The organism is Variovorax sp. UMC13 (assembly GCF_014170375.1).
Classification (GTDB): Bacteria; Pseudomonadota; Gammaproteobacteria; order Burkholderiales; family Burkholderiaceae_C; genus Variovorax.
The window spans coordinates 59,747-80,294 of sequence record NZ_LZZW01000036.1 but is presented as its reverse complement, the minus strand read 5'-3'; the positions used below and the strand labels follow the sequence as shown (position 1 = coordinate 80,294).

At 71.5% G+C, this 20,548-nt stretch carries 18 protein-coding genes and 1 pseudogene; 7 read left to right on the top strand and 12 right to left on the bottom strand.

Annotated elements, in window-relative coordinates:
- The first annotated feature begins 14 nt into the window (after positions 1 to 14).
- Together A9977_RS34525 and treF are read left to right on the top strand one after the other, a co-directional pair.
- Positions 15 to 1,256, top strand: coding sequence for a CaiB/BaiF CoA-transferase family protein (locus A9977_RS34525; protein ID WP_183028447.1), 1,242 nt, complete (start codon positions 15 to 17; stop codon positions 1,254 to 1,256).
- Entirely contained in the window at positions 1,253 to 2,857 is a 1,605-nt protein-coding gene (treF, locus tag A9977_RS29930; RefSeq protein ID WP_183028722.1) for an alpha,alpha-trehalase TreF, read from the top strand. The genes A9977_RS34525 and treF overlap by 4 nt, the downstream gene beginning before the upstream one ends.
- Positions 2,858 to 2,863: 6 nt before the next feature.
- Here treF and A9977_RS29925 read toward each other — a convergent pair whose 3' ends face one another.
- On the bottom strand, positions 2,864 to 3,328 hold the full coding sequence (locus A9977_RS29925; RefSeq protein WP_183028446.1) for a CopD family protein: 465 nt from the start codon (positions 3,326 to 3,328) through the stop codon (positions 2,864 to 2,866).
- Between the two features lie 176 nt (positions 3,329 to 3,504).
- Between A9977_RS29925 and mrdA the strand changes: the two genes are divergently transcribed.
- Positions 3,505 to 5,490, top strand: coding sequence for a penicillin-binding protein 2 (mrdA, locus tag A9977_RS29920; protein WP_183028445.1), 1,986 nt, complete (start codon positions 3,505 to 3,507; stop codon positions 5,488 to 5,490).
- 7 nt (positions 5,491 to 5,497) lie between these two features.
- Here mrdA and A9977_RS29915 read toward each other — a convergent pair whose 3' ends face one another.
- The 7 genes from A9977_RS29915 to A9977_RS29885 all read right to left on the bottom strand — a co-directional run bounded on the left by A9977_RS29915 (position 5,498) and on the right by A9977_RS29885 (position 12,525).
- The gene (locus A9977_RS29915; protein ID WP_183028444.1) at positions 5,498 to 7,525 is read right to left on the bottom strand and encodes an amidohydrolase; all 2,028 of its coding nucleotides are present in this window, start codon (positions 7,523 to 7,525) and stop codon (positions 5,498 to 5,500) included.
- Between the two features lie 26 nt (positions 7,526 to 7,551).
- Complete coding sequence (locus A9977_RS29910) at positions 7,552 to 8,535, bottom strand: tripartite tricarboxylate transporter substrate binding protein (protein ID WP_183028443.1); 984 nt, start codon at positions 8,533 to 8,535, stop codon at positions 7,552 to 7,554.
- Between the two features lie 67 nt (positions 8,536 to 8,602).
- Positions 8,603 to 8,965: a cupin domain-containing protein gene (locus tag A9977_RS29905; protein WP_183028442.1), complete on the bottom strand. Its 363-nt coding sequence runs from the start codon at positions 8,963 to 8,965 to the stop codon at positions 8,603 to 8,605.
- 21 nt (positions 8,966 to 8,986) lie between these two features.
- The gene (locus tag A9977_RS29900) at positions 8,987 to 9,979 is read right to left on the bottom strand and encodes a zinc-binding alcohol dehydrogenase family protein (protein ID WP_183028441.1); all 993 of its coding nucleotides are present in this window, start codon (positions 9,977 to 9,979) and stop codon (positions 8,987 to 8,989) included.
- Complete coding sequence (locus A9977_RS29895) at positions 9,976 to 10,863, bottom strand: 3-keto-5-aminohexanoate cleavage protein (RefSeq protein ID WP_183028440.1); 888 nt, start codon at positions 10,861 to 10,863, stop codon at positions 9,976 to 9,978. The genes A9977_RS29900 and A9977_RS29895 overlap by 4 nt, the downstream gene beginning before the upstream one ends.
- Positions 10,860 to 11,624, bottom strand: coding sequence for an SDR family NAD(P)-dependent oxidoreductase (locus tag A9977_RS29890; protein ID WP_183028439.1), 765 nt, complete (start codon positions 11,622 to 11,624; stop codon positions 10,860 to 10,862). Before A9977_RS29890 ends, A9977_RS29895 begins: the two co-directional genes overlap by 4 nt.
- 34 nt (positions 11,625 to 11,658) lie before the next feature.
- Entirely contained in the window at positions 11,659 to 12,525 is an 867-nt protein-coding gene (locus tag A9977_RS29885; protein ID WP_183028438.1) for a dioxygenase, read from the bottom strand.
- Positions 12,526 to 12,684: 159 nt separating this feature from the next.
- Here A9977_RS29885 and A9977_RS29880 point away from each other — a divergent pair, with 159 nt between their 5' ends.
- Positions 12,685 to 13,710 carry a LacI family DNA-binding transcriptional regulator gene (locus tag A9977_RS29880; RefSeq protein ID WP_183028437.1) on the top strand — a complete coding sequence of 342 codons (1,026 nt, stop codon included), beginning with the start codon at positions 12,685 to 12,687 and terminating at the stop codon, positions 13,708 to 13,710.
- A 59-nt stretch (positions 13,711 to 13,769) separates the two neighbouring features.
- On the opposite strand, the pseudogene A9977_RS29875 reads toward A9977_RS29880, so the two are convergent.
- Positions 13,770 to 13,925, bottom strand: a pseudogene (locus A9977_RS29875) (hypothetical protein); the annotation flags it as partial.
- Positions 13,926 to 14,040: 115 nt separating this feature from the next.
- Here A9977_RS29875 and A9977_RS29870 point away from each other — a divergent pair.
- Together A9977_RS29870 and A9977_RS29865 are read left to right on the top strand one after the other, a co-directional pair.
- On the top strand, positions 14,041 to 14,931 hold the full coding sequence (locus tag A9977_RS29870; protein WP_183028436.1) for a LysR family transcriptional regulator: 891 nt from the start codon (positions 14,041 to 14,043) through the stop codon (positions 14,929 to 14,931).
- 59 nt (positions 14,932 to 14,990) lie between these two features.
- On the top strand, positions 14,991 to 17,024 hold the full coding sequence (locus A9977_RS29865) for a S9 family peptidase (RefSeq protein WP_183028435.1): 2,034 nt from the start codon (positions 14,991 to 14,993) through the stop codon (positions 17,022 to 17,024).
- Here A9977_RS29865 and A9977_RS29860 read toward each other — a convergent pair.
- Entirely contained in the window at positions 16,954 to 17,787 is an 834-nt protein-coding gene (locus A9977_RS29860) for an alpha/beta fold hydrolase (protein WP_183028434.1), read from the bottom strand. The genes A9977_RS29865 and A9977_RS29860 overlap by 71 nt on opposite strands.
- Positions 17,784 to 18,800, bottom strand: coding sequence for a M14 family zinc carboxypeptidase (locus A9977_RS29855; RefSeq protein WP_259652214.1), 1,017 nt, complete (start codon positions 18,798 to 18,800; stop codon positions 17,784 to 17,786). The genes A9977_RS29860 and A9977_RS29855 overlap by 4 nt, the downstream gene beginning before the upstream one ends.
- A 94-nt stretch (positions 18,801 to 18,894) precedes the next feature.
- Between A9977_RS29855 and A9977_RS34520 the strand changes: the two genes are divergently transcribed.
- On the top strand, positions 18,895 to 19,020 hold the full coding sequence (locus A9977_RS34520) for a hypothetical protein (protein ID WP_259652213.1): 126 nt from the start codon (positions 18,895 to 18,897) through the stop codon (positions 19,018 to 19,020).
- An 11-nt stretch (positions 19,021 to 19,031) separates the two neighbouring features.
- Here A9977_RS34520 and A9977_RS29850 read toward each other — a convergent pair whose 3' ends face one another.
- Entirely contained in the window at positions 19,032 to 20,501 is a 1,470-nt protein-coding gene (locus tag A9977_RS29850) for a PLP-dependent aminotransferase family protein (RefSeq protein WP_183028433.1), read from the bottom strand.
- Positions 20,502 to 20,548 lie beyond the last annotated feature (47 nt).

The window sequence follows — 20,548 nt, the reverse complement described above, 5'->3', positions numbered from 1 at the left end:
TACAGGACATGCCGATGAAGAAAGAAAACGCAGGCGCGCTCGCCGGCCTCAAGGTCCTCGACCTCTCCCGCGTGCTCGCGGGCCCCTGGTGCACGCAGATCCTGGCCGACCTCGGCGCCGAGGTCGTGAAGATCGAACGCCCCGGCGTCGGTGACGACACGCGCGGCTGGGGCCCGCCCTTCCTCCAGGACGCGGACGGCAACGACACCGACCAGGCCACCTACTTCACCGCCTGCAACCGCAACAAGCGCTCGGTCACGGTCGACATGGCCACGCCCGAGGGCCAGGCCCTGCTGCAGCAGATGGCCGCGCAGAGCGACATCGTGGTGGAGAACTTCAAGACCGGCGGCTTGAAGCAGTACGGCCTCGACCACGAGAGCCTGCGCGCGGCCAACCCGCGGCTGATCTACTGCAGCGTGACCGGCTTCGGCCACGACGGCCCGCACGCGCAGCGCGCCGGCTACGACCTGATGATCCAGGCCACCAGCGGCATGATGAGCATCACCGGCCGGCCCGACGAGGTGCCCGGTGGCGGCCCGCTGCGCGTGGGCGTGGCGCTGACCGACCTGTTCACCGGCGTTTACGCCAGCACGGCCATCCTGGCCGCGCTCGAGGTGCGCCATCGCACGGGCGAAGGCCAGCACATCGACATGGCGCTGCTCGACGTGGGCATGGCGATCCTGGCCAACCAGGCCAGCGCCTTCCTCAACGCGGGCGTGGTGCCGCAGCGCCAGGGCAACAGCCACCCGAGCCTCGCGCCTTATCAGGATTTCCAGACCCAGGACGGCTCGATGCTGCTGGCCATCGGCAACAACGGCCAGTTCGCGCGCTTCTGCGAAGCCGCCGGCCATGCCGAGTGGGCCGCCGATCCGCGCTTCGCGAGCAACACGCTGCGCGTCACGCACCGCGAGGTGCTGATCCCGCAGATGCAGGCGGTCACGCGCACGCGCAGCACCGCCGACTGGATCGCGCTGCTGGAAGACAAGGCCGTGCCCTGCGGCCCGATCAACAACATCGCGCAGGCCTTCGACGACGAACAGGTCAAGGCGCGCGGCCTGGCCGTGACGCTGCCGCGCGATGCGGGCGACGGCATCACCAGCATCACCGGCGTGGCGAGCCCGCTGCGCCTGTCGGCCACGCCGCCGGTGCTGCGCTACGCGCCGCCGGCGCTGGGCCAGCACACCGACGAGGTGCTGGCCGAGTTCGGCCTGGATGCGGAAAAAATCGCGGCGCTGCGCGCCGGCGGGGTGCTCTGACGGCGTCCGCCCGCCTCGCGTCCGCGGCGCCGGCGCCCGATGCGCTGACGCCCGCGGACCGCTACGCGGAGCTCTTCACCGCGGTGCAGGGGGCGCGCGTGTTCCCTGACAGCAAGACCTTCGTCGACTGCGCGCCGCGCGGCGAACCGGCGGCCATCCTCGCGGCCTACCGCGCGCAATGCGGCGCGCCGGGCTTCGACCTGCGGGCCTTCGTGGCCGCCCATTTCGACGAGGAGCATCCGGAGCCCAGCGACTACGTCTCGGTGCCCGGCCAGTCCATCGCGGCCCACATCGACGACCTGTGGCCGGTGCTCACGCGCCATCCACACGCGCATCCGGCCCACGGTTCGCTGCTGCAGGTGCCGCACCCCTACGTGGTGCCGGGCGGGCGCTTCGGCGAGCTCTACTACTGGGATTCGTATTTCACGATGCTGGGGCTCGCGGCCAGCGGGCGCCACGATCTGGTCGGCGACATGGTGCGCAATTTCGCGCACCTGATCGACGAGCACGGCCATGTGCCCAACGGCACGCGCACCTACTACCTGAGCCGCTCGCAGCCGCCGCTGTTCGCCTGCATGGTCGAGCTCGCAGCGCGGCTGGGCGTGACCGATCCGCTCGAGCAGCTGCCGCAGCTGCGCCTCGAACATGCCTGGTGGATGCGTGGCGGCGAGGGCCTCGCGCCCGGCCACGCGCAGGCGCGCGTGGTGCGCCTGCCCGATGGCGCGCTGCTCAACCGCCACTGGGACGCGCGCGACACGCCGCGCGAGGAGGCCTGGGCCGAAGACGTGGCGACCGCCCAGGCCAGCGGCCGCGAACCGGCCGAGGTCTACCGCCACCTGCGCGCCGCGGCCGAATCGGGTTGGGACTTCAGCACCCGCTGGCTCGACGAAGGCGAAGCGCCGACGCTGGCCAGCATCCGCACCACCGACATCGTGCCGGTCGACCTCAACGCCTTTTTGTTCAAGCTCGAGACCACCATCGCCGCGCTGTCCACGCAGGCCGGCGACAGCGAGAGCGCGCGGGCCTTTACGCAGCAGGCGCAGCGCCGGCGCGATGCGGTCACGCGCTGGCTGTGGAATGGGGAACAGGGCGCCTTCTTCGACCACGACTGGCGCCAGGGCCGGCAACGCCAAGGCCTGACCGCGGCCTGCGTCGCGCCGCTGTTCGCGGACCTGGTCGATGGCCCGCAGGCCGACGCGCTGGCGCAGACGGTGCGGCAGCGCCTGCTCGCGCCCGGCGGCCTGTCGACCACCGAATGCTTCAGCGACCAGCAGTGGGACCAGCCCAACGGCTGGGCGGCGCTGCAGTGGATGGCGATCGACGGCTTCGCGCACCATGGCCACCTTGGGCTGGCTGGCAGCATCGGCAAGCGCTGGCTGGCCACGGTGGCCGCCGTCTACGAGCGCGAGGGCAAGCTGGTCGAGAAGTACGCGCTGCGCCAGCAGGAACACCAGCGCTCGGCTGGTGGCGGCGGCGGCGAGTACCCGCTGCAGGACGGCTTCGGCTGGACCAACGGCGTCACGCGCGCGCTGCTGGCGGCCCATCCGCAGCACACGGCGCATGGCTGCGTGGCGCATGCGGCGGAGCCGCTGCACCGATAACGCGCTTCAGAGTGCGCGGCCCACGATCGCGAGCGCGAACACCGCGACGCCGATCGACAGGTTGACCGCCACCAGCTTGCGGATGCTGTTCAGCTGCGCCGCGGCCACCGGCCACTCCTTGGCGGCGATCGCACGCTGCAGCCGCGGGTAGGGCGCGAAGCGGATGTGCAGGAACAGCGCCATCATCACCAGCCCCAGCGTGAACATGCCGTGCACGCTCCAGTGCACACGCGCGAAGCCGCCGGCCGCCATCACCAGCGCGAGGCCGCTCGCGAGTGCGGTGGCCACCGCGACCGAGACGCCGACGAAGAAGCGCGAGAGCGCCGCGGCCATGAAGGGCAGGCGCTGCGGCGGCTCGAGCGTGGCGACGGCCGCGGGGCGCACCGCGAAATGCATCACCGCCATGCCGCCGACCCAGAAGGTCACGGCGAGCAGGTGCAGCAGGAGGAAGAGGGAGGTCGTGAGGAACATGCCGCAGCGTAGTCCATCGCCACGGCCGGCGTGTGCAAAGCCCTTAGAGCCGGCCGATGCGCAGAAGGATGCAGAGACCGGGGAACCACAGTGCGGCCTCGCGCTCCTATGCCCCTCAGGCCGGGCGCAGCGCATGCGCGCCCCGGCGCCTTTTTCTTCTTTCTCCCCCCGCTTCCATGACAGAAATCCGCAACGCCGTTGCAGAACAGATGCGCTTTCGTCGCCGCGTCTTCGTGATCGCCGGCGTCGTGCTGTTCGGCTTCGGCCTGCTGTCCTCCCGCCTCGTCTACCTGCAGGTCACGCGCCACGAGGACCTGTCCCGGCAGGCCGAAAGCAACCGCACGGCCATCGTGCCGGTGGTGCCGAACCGCGGCGTCATCGTCGACCGCAACGGCATCGTGCTGGCCTCGAACTACGCGGCGTACACGCTCGAACTGACGCCCTCCAAGGCCGGCGACATCGATGCGGCCATCGCCGACCTGCAGGAACTGGTGCCGATGTCGCCGCGCGAGGTACGCCGGTTCAAACGCCAGCTCGACGAGTCGCGCCGCTTCGACGCGGTGCTCCTGCGCAATCGGCTCAGCGAAGAGGAAGTGGCCCGCTTCGCCGCGCAGCGCTACCGCTTTCCGGGCATCGAGATCAAGGCACGCTTGCTGCGCACCTACCCGCACGGCGAGACCGGCGCGCATGTCATCGGCTACATCGGACGCATCAACCAGCGCGAGAAGACCGCGATGGACGACTGGGACGACGAGGACAAGGCCAACTACCGCGGGACCGACTACATCGGCAAGCTGGGCATCGAACAGAGCTACGAGAAGGAACTGCACGGCCAGACCGGGGCCGAACTGATGGAGACCTCGGCGGGCGGCCACGCGGTGCGGCGGCTGTCCAGCCATCCGTCGGCGGCGGGGCGCACCGTGATGCTGTCGCTCGACATCAAGCTGCAGAAGCTGGTGGAAGACATGTTCGGCGAGCGCCGCGGCGCGCTGGTCGCGATCGATCCGGGCACGGGCGAGGTCCTGGCCTTCGTCAGCAAGCCCAGCTTCGACCCCAACCTCTTCGTCGAGGGCATCGACGTCGAGAACTGGAAGGCGCTCAACGAATCGCCCGACAAGCCGCTGCTCAACCGCGCGCTGCGCGGCACCTATCCGCCGGGGTCGACCTACAAGCCCTTCATGGCCCTGGGCGCGCTCGAGACCGGTACACGCGCGGCCCACGTGGTGCAGAACGACCCGGGCTTCTACAACTTCGGCGGCCGCACCTTCCGCAGCCATGACGGCGGGCTCGGCGGCGTCGACATGCACCGGGCGATCCAGCGCTCCAGCAACACCTACTTCTATTCGCTGGCCAACGAGATGGGTGTCGACAGGATCCACGATTTCATGAAGCCGCTGGGCTTCGGCCAGCTGACCGGCATCGACCTCGCGGGAGAGAGCCGCGGCGTGCTGCCGAGCACCGCTTGGAAGCGCAACGCCTACAGGAAGGCCTCGATGAAGACCTGGTTCCCGGGCGAGACCATCTCGCTGGGCATCGGACAGGGCTACAACAGCTTCACCATGCTGCAGCTGGCCTCGGCCAACGCCACGCTCGCCAACGGCGGCGTGAAGTACACGCCGCACCTGGTGCGCGCCATCCAGGACCCGATCACCGGCGCGGTGGTGCAGAAGATCCAGCCGCCCGGCGAAGACCTGGGCTATGCCCGCGCGCATGTCGAGGTGGTGCGCAACGCCATGGTGGCCGTGACCCAGGGCGGCACCGGCACCCGCGTCTTCGCCGGGGCGGCCTATGCCTCGGCCGGCAAGACGGGGACCGCGCAGGCAGTGTCGCTCAGCGCGGCCGCGCGCGCGAGCGGCAAGGCGCTCGACCCGCGCCAGCGCGATCATTCGCTCTACATGTCCTTCGCGCCGGCCGCCGAGCCGACGATCGCGGTGGCGGTGATCGTCGAGAACGCGGGCTTCGGCGCGGCGCATGCCGCACCGATGGTGCGGCGCGTGTTCGACTACTGGATCTCGGGCCTGTACCCCAACGAGGCCGACATGGCGGCGGTCAGGGAAGGCAAGGCCGGCGCGCCGATCGGCACGCCCCTGCAGGCCCGCGAGGTCTGGCCCTTCGACGACGCCGATGCGGCCTCGGAAGAGGGCGCGACCGAGTCGCTCTGAGCACCGCCTAGACCGCCGCGCACCCGCAACTGAAGCGCCAGTTCCCCTGGTCGCCGATGATCACCGGCGCCGTCGTCGCGCTGCCGCAGCAGCCGCCCTGGTGCGCGGCCGGCGCGTGCGCCACGGTGCCCTTGCGCCGCTGCTGGTAGCCCCCGTAGACGTTCACCGGCAGCCAGTCGGGCATGGGCTTCACGATGGCCGGCGACTGCGCGGCGAAGGGCCCGCTCGCATGCACCACCTCGCCGCCGACCACGGTGAACACGGCCGTGATGTCCTTGATGTCGTCCTCGTCGACCGCGAAGTAGTCGTCGGACAGCAGCGCAAAGTCGGCCAGCCGGCCGGCCACGATGCTGCCCTTGCGCGCCTCGTCGCCGGTGAGCGCCGCGCCCTCGACGGTCCACATGCGCAACGCCTCCTCGCGGCTCACCAGGTTGCGCTCGGCGTTCAGCCGGGTGTCGCCCAGCGTCTTGCCCGTGACCAGCCAGTGCAGCGAGACCCAGGGGTTGTAGCTGGTCGCGCGGCTCGAGTCGGTGCCGCAGGCCACGGGCAGGCCCATCGAACGCATGCGGCCGATGGCCGGCGCGTCGGCCGCCGCCTCGCGGCCCCAGGTCTGCGCGAACACCTCGCCGTCGAGCGACATACGGTTCTGGATCGCGATGCGCCCGCCCATCGCGGCCACGCGCTCCATCGAGCGCGGCGACAGCGTCTCGCAGTGGTCGAGCGCCCAGCGCACGCTCTTCATCGGCACCTCGCGGTTCACCCGCTCGAGCACGTCGAGGATGCGCGTTGCGGTGCTGTCGTAGCTCGCATGCATGCGGATCGGCCAGCCCTTGGCCACGAGGTAGGTCGCGACTTCGGTGAGCTTCGATTCCATGATGGCTGGCGCCGGTGCCACGCGCTTGCCGAAGTTGGCCGGGTCGGTCGCGGCCCAGAGGATGTACTCGCCGGCGCCGGCCATGCGCAGGTAGTCGTCGCCCTGGCCGGGCGCGACCTTCTGCGCCCAGGCCTGGTAGTCGGCCAGTTCCTGGCCCGGCCGCTGCGCGAACAGGTTGTAGGAGATGCGCAGCGTCATCTTGCGGTCGGCCGCCAGCCGCGCGATGCCCGCGTAGTGGTCCGGATAGTTCTGGCCGCCGCCGCCCGCGTCGACCACGCTGGTGAGGCCCAGCCGATTCATCTCGCGCATGTAGAGCTGCGTCGACAGCGCCTGGTCGTCGTCCGACAGCTTGGGCACGCGCGCGAACAGCGCCACCAGCCCGCCCAGGCTGGTGGTGTTGACCACCAGGCCGGTCGGCTGGCCGGCGGCGTCCTTCTCGAGCACGCTGCCGAAGGGCTCGGGCGTGTCGCGGCCGAAGCCCAGCACGCGCAGCGCCGCGCGGTTGAGGAAGGCGCGGTCGTAGAGATTCAGGATGAAGCAGGGCACCTCGCCCGTGGCCGCATTGATCTCGTCGAGCGTGGGCAGCCGCTTTTCGCGGAACTGGTAGGGCGAGAAGCCGCCCACCACCTGCACCCAGTGCGGCGGCTGCGTGCGCCGCGCCTGGTCGCGCAGCATGGTCATCGCATCGGCCAGCGAGGCCACGCCGTCCCAGCGCAGTTCCTGCGAGTAGGTCAGGCCGCCGCGGATGAAGTGCGCGTGCGAGTCGATCAGGCCGGGCACCACGGTGCGGCCCTGGGCGTCGATCACGCGGGTGCGCGGGCCGATCCAGCGCTGCATCTCGCGCTCGCTGCCCACGGCCGAGAACTGCGTGCCGGTGATGGCCAGCGCCTGCGCGCGCGGCGCCTTCGGGTCCATCGTGGCGATGCGCGCGTTGAGCAGCACCATGTCGGCCGGGCCGGGCGACGCCGTGCTCGCGCAGCCCGCGAGGCCCAGCCCCGACAGCCCGCCGGCCGCCGCCAGGCCCAGCGAGGCGCGCAGGAACTGCCGGCGCGGCGCTTGCTCGTCGAGATGCATGCAGGCGGGATCGCACCAGTGGCGGTACCTGCCCGCGTCGATCGTGGCCTGGCCTTCGGTCGTGCCGACCTTGCCGAACAGCTTCATGGTGGGTGCTCCGTGGGAAGAAGGGGTCAGTCGACCTTGATGCCGGCGGCCTTGACGGTGCGCGCACCCTTGGCGGTCTCGTCGACGATGAACTGGTCGAACTGCGCCGAAGGCATGGTGAAGGGCTCGGCGCCGAGCTTGTCGAGCCGGTCCTTGAGCTCGGGCGCGGCCATGATCTTCGCGACCTCGGCCTGCACGCGCTCGAGCACCGGCTTGGGCGTCTTCGCGGGCGCGAACAGCCCGACCCAGAACAGGTACTCCGAGCCCGGCACGCCGGCCTCGACCGTGGTCGGCAGCTCCGGCTGCACCGCCGAGCGCTTGCCGGTGCCCACGGCCAGTGCCTTCAGCTTGCCGTCCTTGATCAGCGGCAGCGCCGACACCATCGGCGCGAAGAACCAGTCGACGCGCCCGCCCATGATCTCGGTCATGGCCTCCGGCGTGCCGCGGAAGGGCACGTGCTGCGCCTGCACGCCCGCGGCCAGGCGGAACACCTCGGCGTTCATGTGCGTGGCCGAGCCGTTGCCCGCCGAGGCGTAGTTGAAGCCGCCCGGCTTGGCCTTGGCCTGCGCGACCAGGTCCTTCACGTCGGCGAAGCGGCCGGGCGAGGTCACCAGCACGTTGGGCAGGCTGGCCATCGGCGTGATGCCGGCGAAGTCCTTGACGGTGTCGTACGAGAGGTTGGGGTAGATCGAGGGATTGACCAGGTGCCCCGCCGAATGCACCAGCAGCGTGAAGCCGTCGGCCGGCGCCTTGGCGACCTGGGCTGCGCCCAGCGTGCCGCCGGCGCCGGGCTTGTTCTCGACGATCACGCTGGTCGCGAGGGCCGGCCCGAGCCGCTCGGCCACGATGCGCGCGACGATGTCGGTGCCGCTGCCCGCGGTGAAGGGCACGACCAGCTTGATGGGCTGCCCGCGCGGCCAGTCGCCCTGGGCGTGGGCGCCGCCCAGCGCGAAGGCGGCCAGCGCGCCCGCGAGGAGGCGCCGGCGGCGGGTGAGGTGCGATGCGTTCATGTGCTTGTCTCCGTTGTTGAATCTCTGTTCATCTCGGCGCGCGCGATCGGCGGGTGGGGCGGGGGCGTCAGCGCGGCGGGGGCGCCGCGGTCGGCATGACGAGCGCGACCAGCACCGGCCGCTGGCTGCGGTTCTCCAGCTGCCGCTTCTCGCCGGGCGCGAAGCGGCACGAGTCGTAGGGGCCGAGCTCGTGTGCCTCGGTGCGGCCGTCGTGCTCGCCGATCACCGTGAGCCGGCCTTCGAGCACCAGGTAGAGCTTCTCCATCGGCGAGCCGTCGAGCCCGGTGCGCCCGCCCGGCAGGATCTGGCTCAGGCCCATCCACATCTGCTCGGACGGGCCGGCCTCCTTGCCCTGCAGGCGCAGGCAGCGCATGTCGAAATGGTTGGGCGCCTCGTAGACGGGCGCGTTCTCGAAACGGGTGACGTGCATGGCGCGGTCCTCGCGTGTCGCTCAGGGCCGCAGCACCACGCGGTCGGTGCTGCCCGACAGCACCAGCCGGTAGGCGTCGAGGGCCTCGCCGAGCGTGAAGCTGCGCGCCACCGGAAAGGGCCGCAGCGTGCCGCGCTCGAAGCCCTCGCGCATCGCGTCGAGCTGCGCGGTGGCGGCGATGCAGTCCATCGCCAGCGAGTCGATGCCCACGAAGGTGTGCATGCCGCGGTAGAACGCGAAGATGTCGAAGGGCACTGCGCGTTCGTGCGTGGCGATGAAGATCTGCGTCGCGCCCTTGGCCATCGATTGGTTCGCGGCCTCGAAGTAGGCGCTGCCCACGGTGTTGTAGACCAGGTTGGCGCCGCGTCCGCCGGTGAGCTCGCGCACCCGCGCAGCCACCTCGGCCGGTGCCGCGCCGCTGGCGTCGATGGCCTCGACCGGGCCGCAGGCGAAGCCCTCGAAAGGGCCGGCGCGCCGCTGCACCGCGATCACCTTCGCGCCGGCCTGCGCCGCGAGCTGCACCGCCGCCTGCCCGACCTTGCCGTTGGCGCCAAGCACCAGCACCGTCTGCCCGGCCTGCGGCATGCCGCTGCGCCGGAAGCCCTCGTAGGCGGTGACGAAGGGCACGCCCACCGCGCCGGCCTCGTCCATCGAGATGTTGCGTGGGCGCTCGCGCAGCGCGGCTTCGGGCAGCACGATGAAGCGCGCATGCGAGCCGTCGCGGGTGATGCCGATGTCGCCGCCCGAGCCGTAGACCTCGCGCCCGACCCATGCGCCGGGCCCCGCGACCACGGTGCCCGCGAAGTCGCGGCCCGGGGTGCGTGGCCACACCGCCTGCGGCATGATGCCCAGCGTCGCCTTCACGTCGCTGGGGTTCACCGCCGCGGCACCGACCTGCACCACCGCGAAGCCGGGCCGCGCCTCGGGTTGCGGCTGGTCGGCGATCTCGAGCCACAGCGACGCGAGGTCGGCCGCCTTCCGCTCGACGCGCAGTGCGTGTGCCACCGCGTTCATCGCGCGACTCCTGCGGGCAGGCCCAGCATGCCGCGCGCCTCGCTGGCGCTGGCCACCTGGCCGCCCAGGCTGCGAACGATGTCGCGCGCCTTCGCCACCAGCTGGGCATTGCTCTCGGCCAGCACGCCGTGCGAGAGGTAGATGTTGTCTTCCATGCCGACGCGCACATGGCCGCCCATCAGCCAGGCCTGCGCGACGATCGGGAACTCCATGCGGCCGATGCCGAAGGCGCTCCAGAAGGCGCCGCGCGGCAGCATGTTGCGGGCGTACAGCAGTGTCTCGGGCGTGGGCGCGAAGCCGTACTTCACGCCGAGCACGAAGGTCCACATGCCCGGCCCGTCGAGCGTGCCGTCGGCGATCAGGTCGAGCGCCAGGTGGATGTCGCCCGAGTCGAAGATCTCCAGTTCGGGCTTCACGCCCGCCTCGCGGATGACCTTCGCCATGCGGCGCACGTTCTTCGGCGTGTTGATCACCACGTCGGGGCCGCTGTTCATGGTGTTCAGGTCGAGCGAGCACACGTCGGGCCGGATCAGCGCGATGTGCTCCACGCGCCGCTCGGGCGGCAGCAGCGAGGTGCCGGGCGCATAGACCTTGGGGTCGTCCTCGCTCGGGATGAAGCGCCCGCCCGGTCCGGTCGTGAGGTTGACGATCAGCTCGCGGTCCTGGCGGCGGATGCGCTCGACCACTTCGCGGTACAGCTCGACCTCCATCGACGGCTTGCCCGTGCCCGGATCGCGCACATGGATGTGCACCTGGCCGGCGCCGGCCTCGGCCGCGGCCAGGCATTCGTCGGCGATCTGGGTGGGCGTGATGGGCAGGTGCGGCGTCTGCTCGGGCTTCACGAGGTTGCCCGTGACGGCGCAGGTGATGAGCGTCTTGTTCACAGGTGGCGCCCTCCGTCGACGACGATGCGCGTGCCGGTGACGAAGCGCAGCGTGGTGGCCAGCGCCTCGACCGTGGCGGCCACGTCCTCGGGCAGGCCGATGCGGCCCAGCGGCGTGGTGGCGGCCATCTTGTTCTTGAAGTCCTCGCCGCGGCCCGGCACGAAGGCCGACTCGACCGCGCCCGGCGACACCGACACCACGCGCACCGCGGGGGCCAGCGCCTTGGCAAGCGCGTCGCCCACCACGTCGAGGCCGGCCTTGGCCGCGACATAGGCCAGGTTGCTGCCCACGCCGGTGAAGCCCGCGATCGAGGACACGTTGACGATCAGCCCGTCGCCGCTGGCCTTGAGCAGCGGCGCGAAGGCGCGGATGGTGGCGAACACGCCGCGGAAGTTGGCGCGCAGCAGTTCGTCGATGAGCTCGTCGCTCAGGCCCTCGAGGTCGGCCGCGGGCACCGGCCGCGTGTGGCCCGCGCTGTTGACCAGGATGTCGCAGCGGCCGTGCGTGGCCTGCACCTGCTCGGCCGCGGCCCGCAGGCTCGCGCTGTCCACGATGTCGGCGCGCAGCGCGCCGTGGCGCTGGCCACGGTCGGAGGGCAGGGCGGCGGCACGCGCATCGGCGTCTTCGCCCTTGCGATGCAGCAGCACGCAGGTCGCGCCGAGCGCGGCCAGGCGGCGCGCGCTGGCGTAGCCGATGGCGCCGAGGCCGCCGGTGATGACGGCCACCTTGCCGTCCAGTCGTGTGAGGGGATCGAAGCTCATGGTTGAACCTGTGAGGGAGAAAAAGAAGAAGGGATCAGGGGATCGGCGGGCGCGGGAACTTCATCTCGCCGGGCTCGAGCTGGAAGTCGTAGGCCAGGGTCGCGCTGCGGCCGTCGGGCTGCAGCGCGTAGTTGCCGATCAGCCGCCGCGTGACGCCGAAGGTCGGGTCGCTCTCGAGGTTCTGGTCGTCGTCGGCATAGACCTGGCTCACCAGCACCTTGTGACCGGGCTTGCTCACCATGAAGTGCAGGTGGGCCGGGCGGTTCGGATGGCGCTGCTGCGCGCGCAGCAGCACGCCGCAGGGTCCGTCGGTCGGCACCGGGTAGCCCGCGGGCCGCACGCTGCGGAAGTGGTAGCGGCCCTCGGCGTCGGTGCGGAAGCGGCCGCGCAGGTTCATGTCCTCCTGCGTCGGGTCCTGGTTCTCGTACAGGCCGACCGGCGAGGCCTGCCACACGTCGACCATCGCATCGGCCACCGGGCGGCCCTGGGCGTCGCGCACCACGCCCGACACCGCGAGCGGAAGGCCCGGCGTGCCCGAGCGCGCGATCGAGTCGCCGCAGGCGCAGTCCGGCGCGTTGGCGCGCCAGAACGGCCCCAGCAGCGCGGCCGGCGATTCGCCCTGCGGATCCTGGTTGTTCTGCAGTGCGACCAGCGTCGACAGGCCGAGCACGTCGGCGGCCAGCACCACCTCGTTCTTGCTGTCGCCGGTCGCCTGGCCGATGGCCACGATGAATTCGAGCGCCTGCTCGAATTCGTCTTCGCCGAGCCGCACTTCCTGGATGAAGGCATGCAGGTGGCGGGTCAGCGAGGCGATCACTTCGCGCAGCCGCGGGTCGGGCGTGCGTGCCATCGCGTCGAGCGCGATCTGGAGCACCGAGGCAGGGGTGGTGACGATGTTCATGGGGTGGCGTGGGCGAGGGGTTTGTGCGTCAGCATCTTTGCAAACGTTTGCACGATTATTCAATCGATCGGGCCAAAGCTAAAATCCGGGTTAACGCGAATCCCCTCTGGCTTAAAGGTCTTGGAGGATTCGGTCGGCCATATCAAACGTTTGCAAAAAATGCCCACTTCCACCCCCGCCACCGTGACCATCCGCGACGTCGCCCAGGCCGCCGGCGTGCATGTGTCGACGGTCTCGCGCGCGCTCAACCCGGCCAAGCGCGGGCTCATCAGCGACGAGGTGCTGAAGGTGGTCGAGGCGGCGGCGCAACGCCTGGGCTACCGGCCCAACCGGGCCGCCTCGGCCTTGCGCACGGGGCGCACGCACACCATCGGCGTGCTGGTGCCCGATATCACCAACCCGGTGTTCCCGCCCATCCTCCAGGGCATCGAGGCCAGCGCCGCGGCGCGCGGCTACTTCGTGTTCGTGGCCAACGTGGGCGATCCGCAGCTGGCGCAGCCGATCCTGGCGCGCATGCAGGCGCAGCAGATCGACGGCCTGGTGATGGCCATCGCGATGCGTGACGATCCGCTGATCGACTTCATCCGCGCCAACGGCATGCATGCGGTGATGGTGAACCGCGCCGACGAGAGTGGGCGCCTGCCCGCGGTGGTGAGCGACGACCGGCTCGCGATGAAGCTCGCGGTCGACCACCTGGTGGCGCAGGGCCATGTGCGCATCGCGCATCTGGCCGGCCCGCAGAACGTGCCGACCGGCGTCGGCCGCCGCCAGGGCGTGGAACAGGCGCTGCACGACCACGGCCTCGCGGCACCGCGCGTGGTGGCCTGCGAGAGCTACAGCCGCGAGAGCGGGCGGCAGGCGATGCAGGCCCTGCTCGCGAGCGGGCCCCGGCCCGAGGCCGTCGTGTGCTGCAACGACCTGGTGGCGCTGGGCGCCTACGACGTGCTGCGCGAGGCCGGGCTGCGCGTGCCGCGGGACATCTCGGTCACCGGCCACAACGACATGCCGCTGGTCGACATGGTCGACCCGCCGCTCACCACGATCCGGCTGCCCCACCGCGAACTGGGCTGGCGCGCGGCCGAGATGCTGTTCGACGAGATCGAGGGCAAGGCCCTGTCGGCCTCGACGGTGGTGCTGCGGCCCGAACTCGTGGTGCGCGCATCGACGGCCTCGCGCCGGACCTGAGGGGCGCCTTCGCGCGGGTCGTTCAGCGGCCGGCCGCGCGACCATTCCTGGATCTCGCTGCGGCCGATGCCCAGGTCGTTGAGCTCGCGGTCGCTCATGCCGCGCAGCGCCAGCACGTCGCGCCGTTCGATGGCGGCGGCGCGCCGGCGCGCCACCCAGCGGCGCAGCCCGGCGAGCAGGTCGGACGAGAGGCAGGCGGCGGTCGGGCGGGTCATCGGGGGGCTCCAGGGTGGGGTGAGCCGCGATCTTCTGCCTCACAGTGCTATTGTGGAAGTTGAGATTTCTGAGGCCATCGATCAGCTTTCCTGATCGAGCGACAAAGGACCCCCCATGCGCCAACTCAACCTCGACCAGCTGCGCACGCTGATCGCCATCGCCGACCTCGGCACCTTCTCCGCCGCCGCGCAGGCGCTGCACCTCGCGCAGCCCACCGTGAGCCTGCACATCAGCGAACTCGAATCGCGGCTGGGCGCGAAGCTGGTCGCGCGCGGCAGCCGCAGCGTGAGCGTGACGCCCGCGGGCGCCGCGCTGGTCGAGCGCGGGCGCCGGCTGCTGCGCGATGCGGACGAGGCCATCGAGGCCGTGCATCGCCAAGCCGAAGGCCGGCTGGGCCGCGTGCGCCTGGGCACATCCACCGGCGTGGTGATCGACCTGCTGCCGCAGGTGCTGGAGGCGCTGCAGGCCAGCCATCCGGGCATCGACGTCGAGGTGAGCATCCTCGGTTCGACCGAGGCGATGGAGCGCTTGGCGCAGGGCACGCTCGACATCGGCCTGGTGGCGGTGCCGCAGCCGCCGCTGCGCGAGCTGGTCGTCACGCCCTGGCACAGCCAGCCGATGAAGGCCTTCGTGCCGCCCCGATGGAAGGCGCCCCGGCGCGTGACCCCGGCCTGGCTGGCCACGCAGCCGCTGATCTTCAACGACGCGCGCACCCACATGTACCGCCTGGCCATGGAATGGTTCGCGAACGCCGGCCACGCGCCGCGCGCGCGCATCGAGCTCAACTACGACGTCGCCATCCGCAGCCTGGTCGCCGCGGGCTACGGCGCCGCGATGCTGCCCCTGACGCCCAGCACCGACGAGGCATGGCAGGAGCGGGTGCAGATCCTGCCGCTGAGCCCGCCGCTCATGCGGCGGCTGGGCATCGCGCACCGCGACAAGGGGGCGATGGATGGCGCGACCGAACGGGTGGTCGAAGTCCTGCACCGGTTCAGGCAGCGCTGAGCGCGCGCGCACCGCCGATACACTGCCCCCGGCTCTTTTTTCCGGTCCAGAGAATCACCATGCCCGTCCTGCGTCAGCGCCTTCTTTTCCTCGCGGTCTCGTGGGCCTGCGGCCTGGGTGCCGCCTGCGCGGCCGAGCTGCCGGCGACCGTGGCCGATGCCGCCGCGGCCCGCGCGAGCGTTCCGCTGGCGGCCTTCGCCGCGCTGCCCGCGATCCAGCATCCCAGCCTGTCGCCCGACGGCCGGGCGGCCGCCATGGTCCAGAACGTCGACGGCATGAGCTATGTGGTCGTGACCCGCTTCGGCGAGAAGCCGAAGGTCCTGTTCAAGACCGACAACGCCAAGTACACCTTCTGGTCGCTGCGCTGGGCCGGCAACCAGCGCCTGCTCGTCGGCGCGCATTTCTCGGAAGACCTGCGCGGCGTGCGTACGCAGGAGACGCGGCTGATCGCGATGGACGCCGACGGCGGCAACCTCAAGGCCGACCTCACGCGTTCGATGTTGGGCGACGGCTTCTCCGACCGGGCGCGGCGCATGCCGCAGATCCATGACCGCGTCCTCACCGGCCTGCGCGGCGAACCCGAGACCGTGCTGCTGGCCCTGGACACCCGGGAGCCGGGCCAACCCGATGTCTACCGCCTGGACGTGCGCAGCGGACGGTCGCGGCTGGTGCAGCGCAACCTCGGCGGCATCCATGTCTGGCTCACCGACCGGGAGGGCGAGGTGCGGCTGGGCTACGGCACGAGCGGCACCATCGCGCGCGTGATGGTCAGGCCGACGGCCTCGTCCGCGCGGCCCGCCGAATGGACCGCGCTGACACGCTACGACGCCACCGATGCGGCCCAGACGCGCGTGCATGCGCTGACGCCGCTGGGCTTCGATGCCGACCCGCGCTTTCTCTATGCGCTGGCACCGGTCGACGGCCGCAATGCGCTGGTGCGCATCGACCTGCACGACCCCGCCTTCGCGCGCCAGACCCTGCTGGCCGATCCCCGCCTCGACGTGCGCGCCACGCTGCTGCGCGACCCCGCCACGGGCCGGGTCGTCGGCGCCGAGTGCGTGACCGACGCCTTGCATCTCCTGTACTGGGACCCGGAGGCCCGCCGGCGCGGTGAGCTGCTGTCGGCGGCCCTGCCGGGGCGCGCCCTCAAGGTGCTCGGCAGCGACGAGGTGGGCCAGCGCAGCATCGTGGTGGCGAGCGAGGCGGCCCGGCCGCCCGAGTACTTCATGGTCGATTGGGCCCGCGGCCAGGTCGAGCCCTTCGGCCGCAACCATCCCGCGCTGGACGAACAGCCGCTGGCCACGCCGCAGCAGGTCGCGCTGCGCAGCCGCGATGGCCTGGCGCTCGAGGGCTACCTGACGCTGCCGCCGGGCGTCGTGCCCGGCACCCGGCCCGCGCGCCCCCTGCCCACGGTGCTGTTGCCGCACGGCGGCCCCGCCGCGGCCGACAACGGCAGCTACGAATACTGGCCGCAGTTCATGGCCAGCCGCGGCTGGGCGGTGCTGCAGCTGAACTTCCGCGGCTCGACCGGCTACGGCCAGGATTTCCGCGAAGCCGGCCGCCGCCGCTGGGGCCTGGAGATGCAGGACGACCTGGCCGATGGCCTGCGCTGGATGGTCGACCAGGGCATCGCCGACGCCGCTCGCGTGTGCATCGCGGGCAGCAGCTATGGCGGCTACTCGGCGCTCATGGGTGTCGTGAAAGACCCCGCGCTCTACCGCTGCGCCGTGAGCCTGGCCGGCCCGGCCGACCTGCGCGACCTGCTCGCGCATTCGCAGAAATTCGTCGGCTACGCCACGCACGCCGAGGCCGAGATCGGCACCTGGTGGGGCGATCGCGCGCAACTGCGCCAGACCTCGCCGGCGCTGCGCGCGGCCGAGATCCGCGTGCCGGTGCTGCTGATGCACGGCGCGAACGATGCCACGGTGCCGGTGGAGCAGTCGCGCGACATGGCCGAAGCCCTGCAGAAGGCCGGCCGCACCGACGTGCGCTACGTCGAGCTGCCGCTGGGCGACCACGCGCTCAGCCGCCAGCAGGACCGCGAGCAGTTCCTCGCCGAGGTGGAGCAGTTCCTGCGGAAGAACCTCGACTGAAGCGCCCCACCTGCGCCACCACCCAGCGCGGATCGTCCAGCGCCAGGTCGTGCCCCGCCGTCGGATGTTCGGCGAGGGGCAAGCGCCAGGCCTGCGCCAGCCGGCGCGAGCAGCCCGGGTCGACCAGGCCGTCGCCCGCGCCGACCAGCACTTGCAGCGGCACGCGCGGGGGCTCGGCCGGGGCGCGGTAGCGCGCGGCGGCGAACAGCTGGCGCAGCGCGTTGGCGGTCGACACCGGATGTCGTTCGCGCAGCGCGACCCAGTCGGCCACGATGCCGGGCGCGGCGGTGCCGGTGGCATGGTGCCGGCTGGTGAGCCGCAGCACCGTGGCCTCGCGCGCCCGCGCATCGCGCCAGGGCCACAGCACGCCCAGCAGGGCCGCGTAGTGGCGCGGCCGCAGCCGCTGGTGCCAGGCGCTGAAGGGCCGCAGGCTGGTGTTGACCAGCACCGCGCTCTCGATCTCCTGCGGATGCCGATGCGCCCATTCGACCGCCACCATCGCGCCCAGCGACATCGCGAGCAGGTGGCAGCGTGCGATGCCCAGCGCCCGCAGCTGCGCGCGACAGTGTTCCATGGTGGCGCGGATCGATGCCGGGCTCGCGAGCGCATGCAGCGCACCGGCGCCCGGCAGGTCGAGGGCCAGCACGCGGGCGCCGGGCGGCAGCGTGGCGGGCAGCAGCGCGGGCAGGGCGCCCCAGTGGCCGGCCTCGCGCGTGAGGCCGCGCAGCAGCACCCAGGTGGGGGTGGTCGGCGCGGGCGTCATGCGGCGTACCAGCGCGCCAGCGCCTGCGCATGGTGGCGGCGCCGCGCCTCGTCCACCGGCACCCACTGCGCATGGCTGCTGGCCGCGCGCGTGATGAAGTCCATCCACCACATGTGACGGCGCAGCACGCGCTGCTGGCGGTGCGCGATCACCGGGTTGAAGATGCCGTGGCGCGAGAACAGCTGGCGCGGGTTCTTCTTCACCCACAGCCACGAACCCATCTCCAGCGTGAGCGGCAGGAACAGCGTGTCGGGCCGCTCGCAGGCCGTGAGGTAGAGGTGGTCCCAGAGATCGCCGTGCGCCATGTACTGCCGGCTCTGCGGCTCGAGCACGTAGGGGTGGTGCAGCAGGCTCAGGTCGATCAGCTCGCCCAGCGCATGCATCTCGGGCAGGTGCGCCATCGGCTGCGGCGTGTGGGCGTAGGGAAACCACAGCCGGTCGCTCAGGCCGAAGCCCGAGTGGCAATCCAGCGCGATGCTGAAGGGCCGGCTCAGCAGCTCGCTCTCGACCAGCGCGCACAGCGCGGCGCTCTCGGCCTCCATCGCCGCGCCCTCGACGCCGCGGTACCAGGGCAGGGTGGCGCTCAGGCGCTGGCCGCCGAGCAGCCAGGGCACGCGCTCCTGCGAATCGACGGGGGCGTTGCGCATCAGGTCCACGCCGCGCGGGTTGGCGCGCGTGTTGAGCCACAGGCCGCCGGGGTTGACGATCGGCAGGAACACCAGGCGCAGGCTCTCGAGCTGGCGCTGCAGCGTGGTGTCCCACTGCAGCCGCGTCACGATGCTGCGCAGGTAGGCGATCGTGACCTGCGCGCCGATGCGTTCGAGGCCGTGCACGCCGCCGAAGATGCCGACCGCGGGCACGTCGCTGCGCGTGCTGCCCAGCAGGAAGGCCTGCACCTCGAAGCGCTCCTCGCCGACCTCGACCTCGCACAGCACGCGGCGTTCCATCGACGGCCCGGCGAGGTCGACGAGGGCCTGGAGTTCGAGCAGTTCGGGCAGGTCGGAAGGGCGCAAGATGCCTGCAGGATAGCCCCCCGCGCTGCCATCAAAGCGTCACACGAGGCCCCTAGGCTGGCACCCGGTCACCACTCTTTTCCACGAGGCTTCCATGCGTTTTGCACCCCAGCTGATGATGACGACCCACGGCTTGCGCGCGATCGCGGGCGCGCTGGCCTGGGGCCTGGCCGAGTCGATCGCGCTCGCGCGTTCGCGCCGCCGGCAGCGCCCCCGCTGAAGGATTGAAATTCAGCCCGCGTCGGCCACGGTGCGCACGATCCGGCCCAGCTTCTTGAGGGCCGCATCCATCTCTTCGTCATAGGGCCAGCCGCAGTTCAGCCGCATGAAGTGGTCGCTGCGCGAACCGTTGGAGAACAGGTAGCCCGGCGCCACCACGATGCCTTCCTCCTGCAGTGCCGCATCGAACACCGCGGCCGAGGCACAGCCCTTGGGCAGTTCCACCCACAGCTGCAGCCCGCCGTTCGGCAGGTTGATCCGCGTGCCCTCTGGAAAGTAGCGTGCGATGGCCTCGGCCGTGCGTTCGCGCTGCCCGCGCAGGGCGGTGCGCAGCCGGCGCAGGTGGCGGTCGTAGGCGCCGGTGCCCATGAACTGGCCCGCGCCCAGTTGCGACAGCACCTCGTTGTTGCGGCTCTGCGTGTACTTGAGCATCTCCACGCGCGCCTGCCAGCGGCCGGCGCTGATCCAGCCCAGCCGCAGGCCCGGCGCGAGGATCTTGTGCATCGATGCGCAATGGATCACGTTGCCGCTGCGGTCCCACGACTTGATCGCGCGCGGCGGCGTGTCGACGTCGAGCAGCTCGCTGTAGGTGTCGTCCTCGATCAGCGCAATGTGTTGCGCCTCGCACAGCGCCACCAGCTGTTCCTTGTGGGCATCGGGCATCACGCTGCCCAGCGGGTTCTGCAGGTGCGGCACCACCACCACCGCCTTGATGTCGCCATAGGTCTGGGCCGCGAGCTCGAGCGCGCCGATCGACAGGCCGGTCTGCGGGCTGGTCGGAATTTCGAGCGCGCGCAGGCCCAGGCTCTCGAGCACCTGCAGCAGGCCGTAGAAGGTGGGCGATTCGACCGCGATGGTGTCGCCCGGCTGCGCCACCGCGCGCAGCGCGAGGTTGAGCGCTTCGATGCAGCCGTTGGTGATCAGCAGTTCCTCGGGCGACAGCGCCATGCCGGCCGCGACCGCGCGCTTGGCCAGCACGCTGCGGAAGTGCGGGTCGCCCTGCAGCGGCGGCACGCCCGAGATCAGCGCGGGCTTGAGGCGCAGCGCGCGCGTCATCGCGGCGCGCAGTTCCTCGGCCGGATAGAACTGCGGCGCGGCGCGCGCGATCGACAGGTTGAGTTTCACGTTGGCCGCGCGGCGCTGGGCCACGAAGGCCGACACCCGGCCGTGGATGCCCACGTAGCGCGCCGGATCGGGCGGCGCATGGGCCGAGGGCTCGTCCATCGGCGCCATGTGCAGCCGCTGCGGCCGGCGCACGAAGTAGCCCGAGCGCTCGCGCGCCTCGGCCCAGCCGTCGGATTCGAGCGTGCGGCACAGCTGCAGCGCGGTCGACAGGCTGATGTCGTGCAGCCGCATCAGGCCGCGCAGCGAGGGCATGCGCTCGCCCGGCTGCAGCGAGCCGGCCTCGATCGCGTCGCGGTAGTGCGTGGCGAGGCGGCGGTAGAGCGGCGGCGCGGCCGACGCGGTCGTCGAGAGGGACATGGGGCGATGCTGGCCTGGGTGGGGCGGCGAAAACAGATGCAGTTTCC

Bases quoted from the DNA above. Each gene is read 5' to 3' on its own strand.
- A9977_RS34525 (WP_183028447.1), top strand. From the start codon at position 15: ATGAAGAAAGAAAACGCAGGCGCGCTCGCCGGCCTCAAGGTCCTCGAC.
- A9977_RS29925 (WP_183028446.1), bottom strand. From the start codon at position 3,328: ATGTTCCTCACGACCTCCCTCTTCCTCCTGCTGCACCTGCTCGCCGTG.
- mrdA (WP_183028445.1), top strand. From the start codon at position 3,505: ATGACAGAAATCCGCAACGCCGTTGCAGAACAGATGCGCTTTCGTCGC.
- A9977_RS29915 (WP_183028444.1), bottom strand. From the start codon at position 7,525: ATGAAGCTGTTCGGCAAGGTCGGCACGACCGAAGGCCAGGCCACGATC.
- A9977_RS29910 (WP_183028443.1), bottom strand. From the start codon at position 8,535: ATGAACGCATCGCACCTCACCCGCCGCCGGCGCCTCCTCGCGGGCGCG.
- A9977_RS29905 (WP_183028442.1), bottom strand. From the start codon at position 8,965: ATGCACGTCACCCGTTTCGAGAACGCGCCCGTCTACGAGGCGCCCAAC.
- A9977_RS29900 (WP_183028441.1), bottom strand. From the start codon at position 9,979: ATGAACGCGGTGGCACACGCACTGCGCGTCGAGCGGAAGGCGGCCGAC.
- A9977_RS29890 (WP_183028439.1), bottom strand. From the start codon at position 11,624: ATGAGCTTCGATCCCCTCACACGACTGGACGGCAAGGTGGCCGTCATC.
- A9977_RS29885 (WP_183028438.1), bottom strand. From the start codon at position 12,525: ATGAACATCGTCACCACCCCTGCCTCGGTGCTCCAGATCGCGCTCGAC.
- A9977_RS29880 (WP_183028437.1), top strand. From the start codon at position 12,685: ATGCCCACTTCCACCCCCGCCACCGTGACCATCCGCGACGTCGCCCAG.
- A9977_RS29870 (WP_183028436.1), top strand. From the start codon at position 14,041: ATGCGCCAACTCAACCTCGACCAGCTGCGCACGCTGATCGCCATCGCC.
- A9977_RS29865 (WP_183028435.1), top strand. From the start codon at position 14,991: ATGCCCGTCCTGCGTCAGCGCCTTCTTTTCCTCGCGGTCTCGTGGGCC.
- A9977_RS29860 (WP_183028434.1), bottom strand. From the start codon at position 17,787: ATGACGCCCGCGCCGACCACCCCCACCTGGGTGCTGCTGCGCGGCCTC.
- A9977_RS34520 (WP_259652213.1), top strand. From the start codon at position 18,895: ATGCGTTTTGCACCCCAGCTGATGATGACGACCCACGGCTTGCGCGCG.
- A9977_RS29850 (WP_183028433.1), bottom strand. From the start codon at position 20,501: ATGTCCCTCTCGACGACCGCGTCGGCCGCGCCGCCGCTCTACCGCCGC.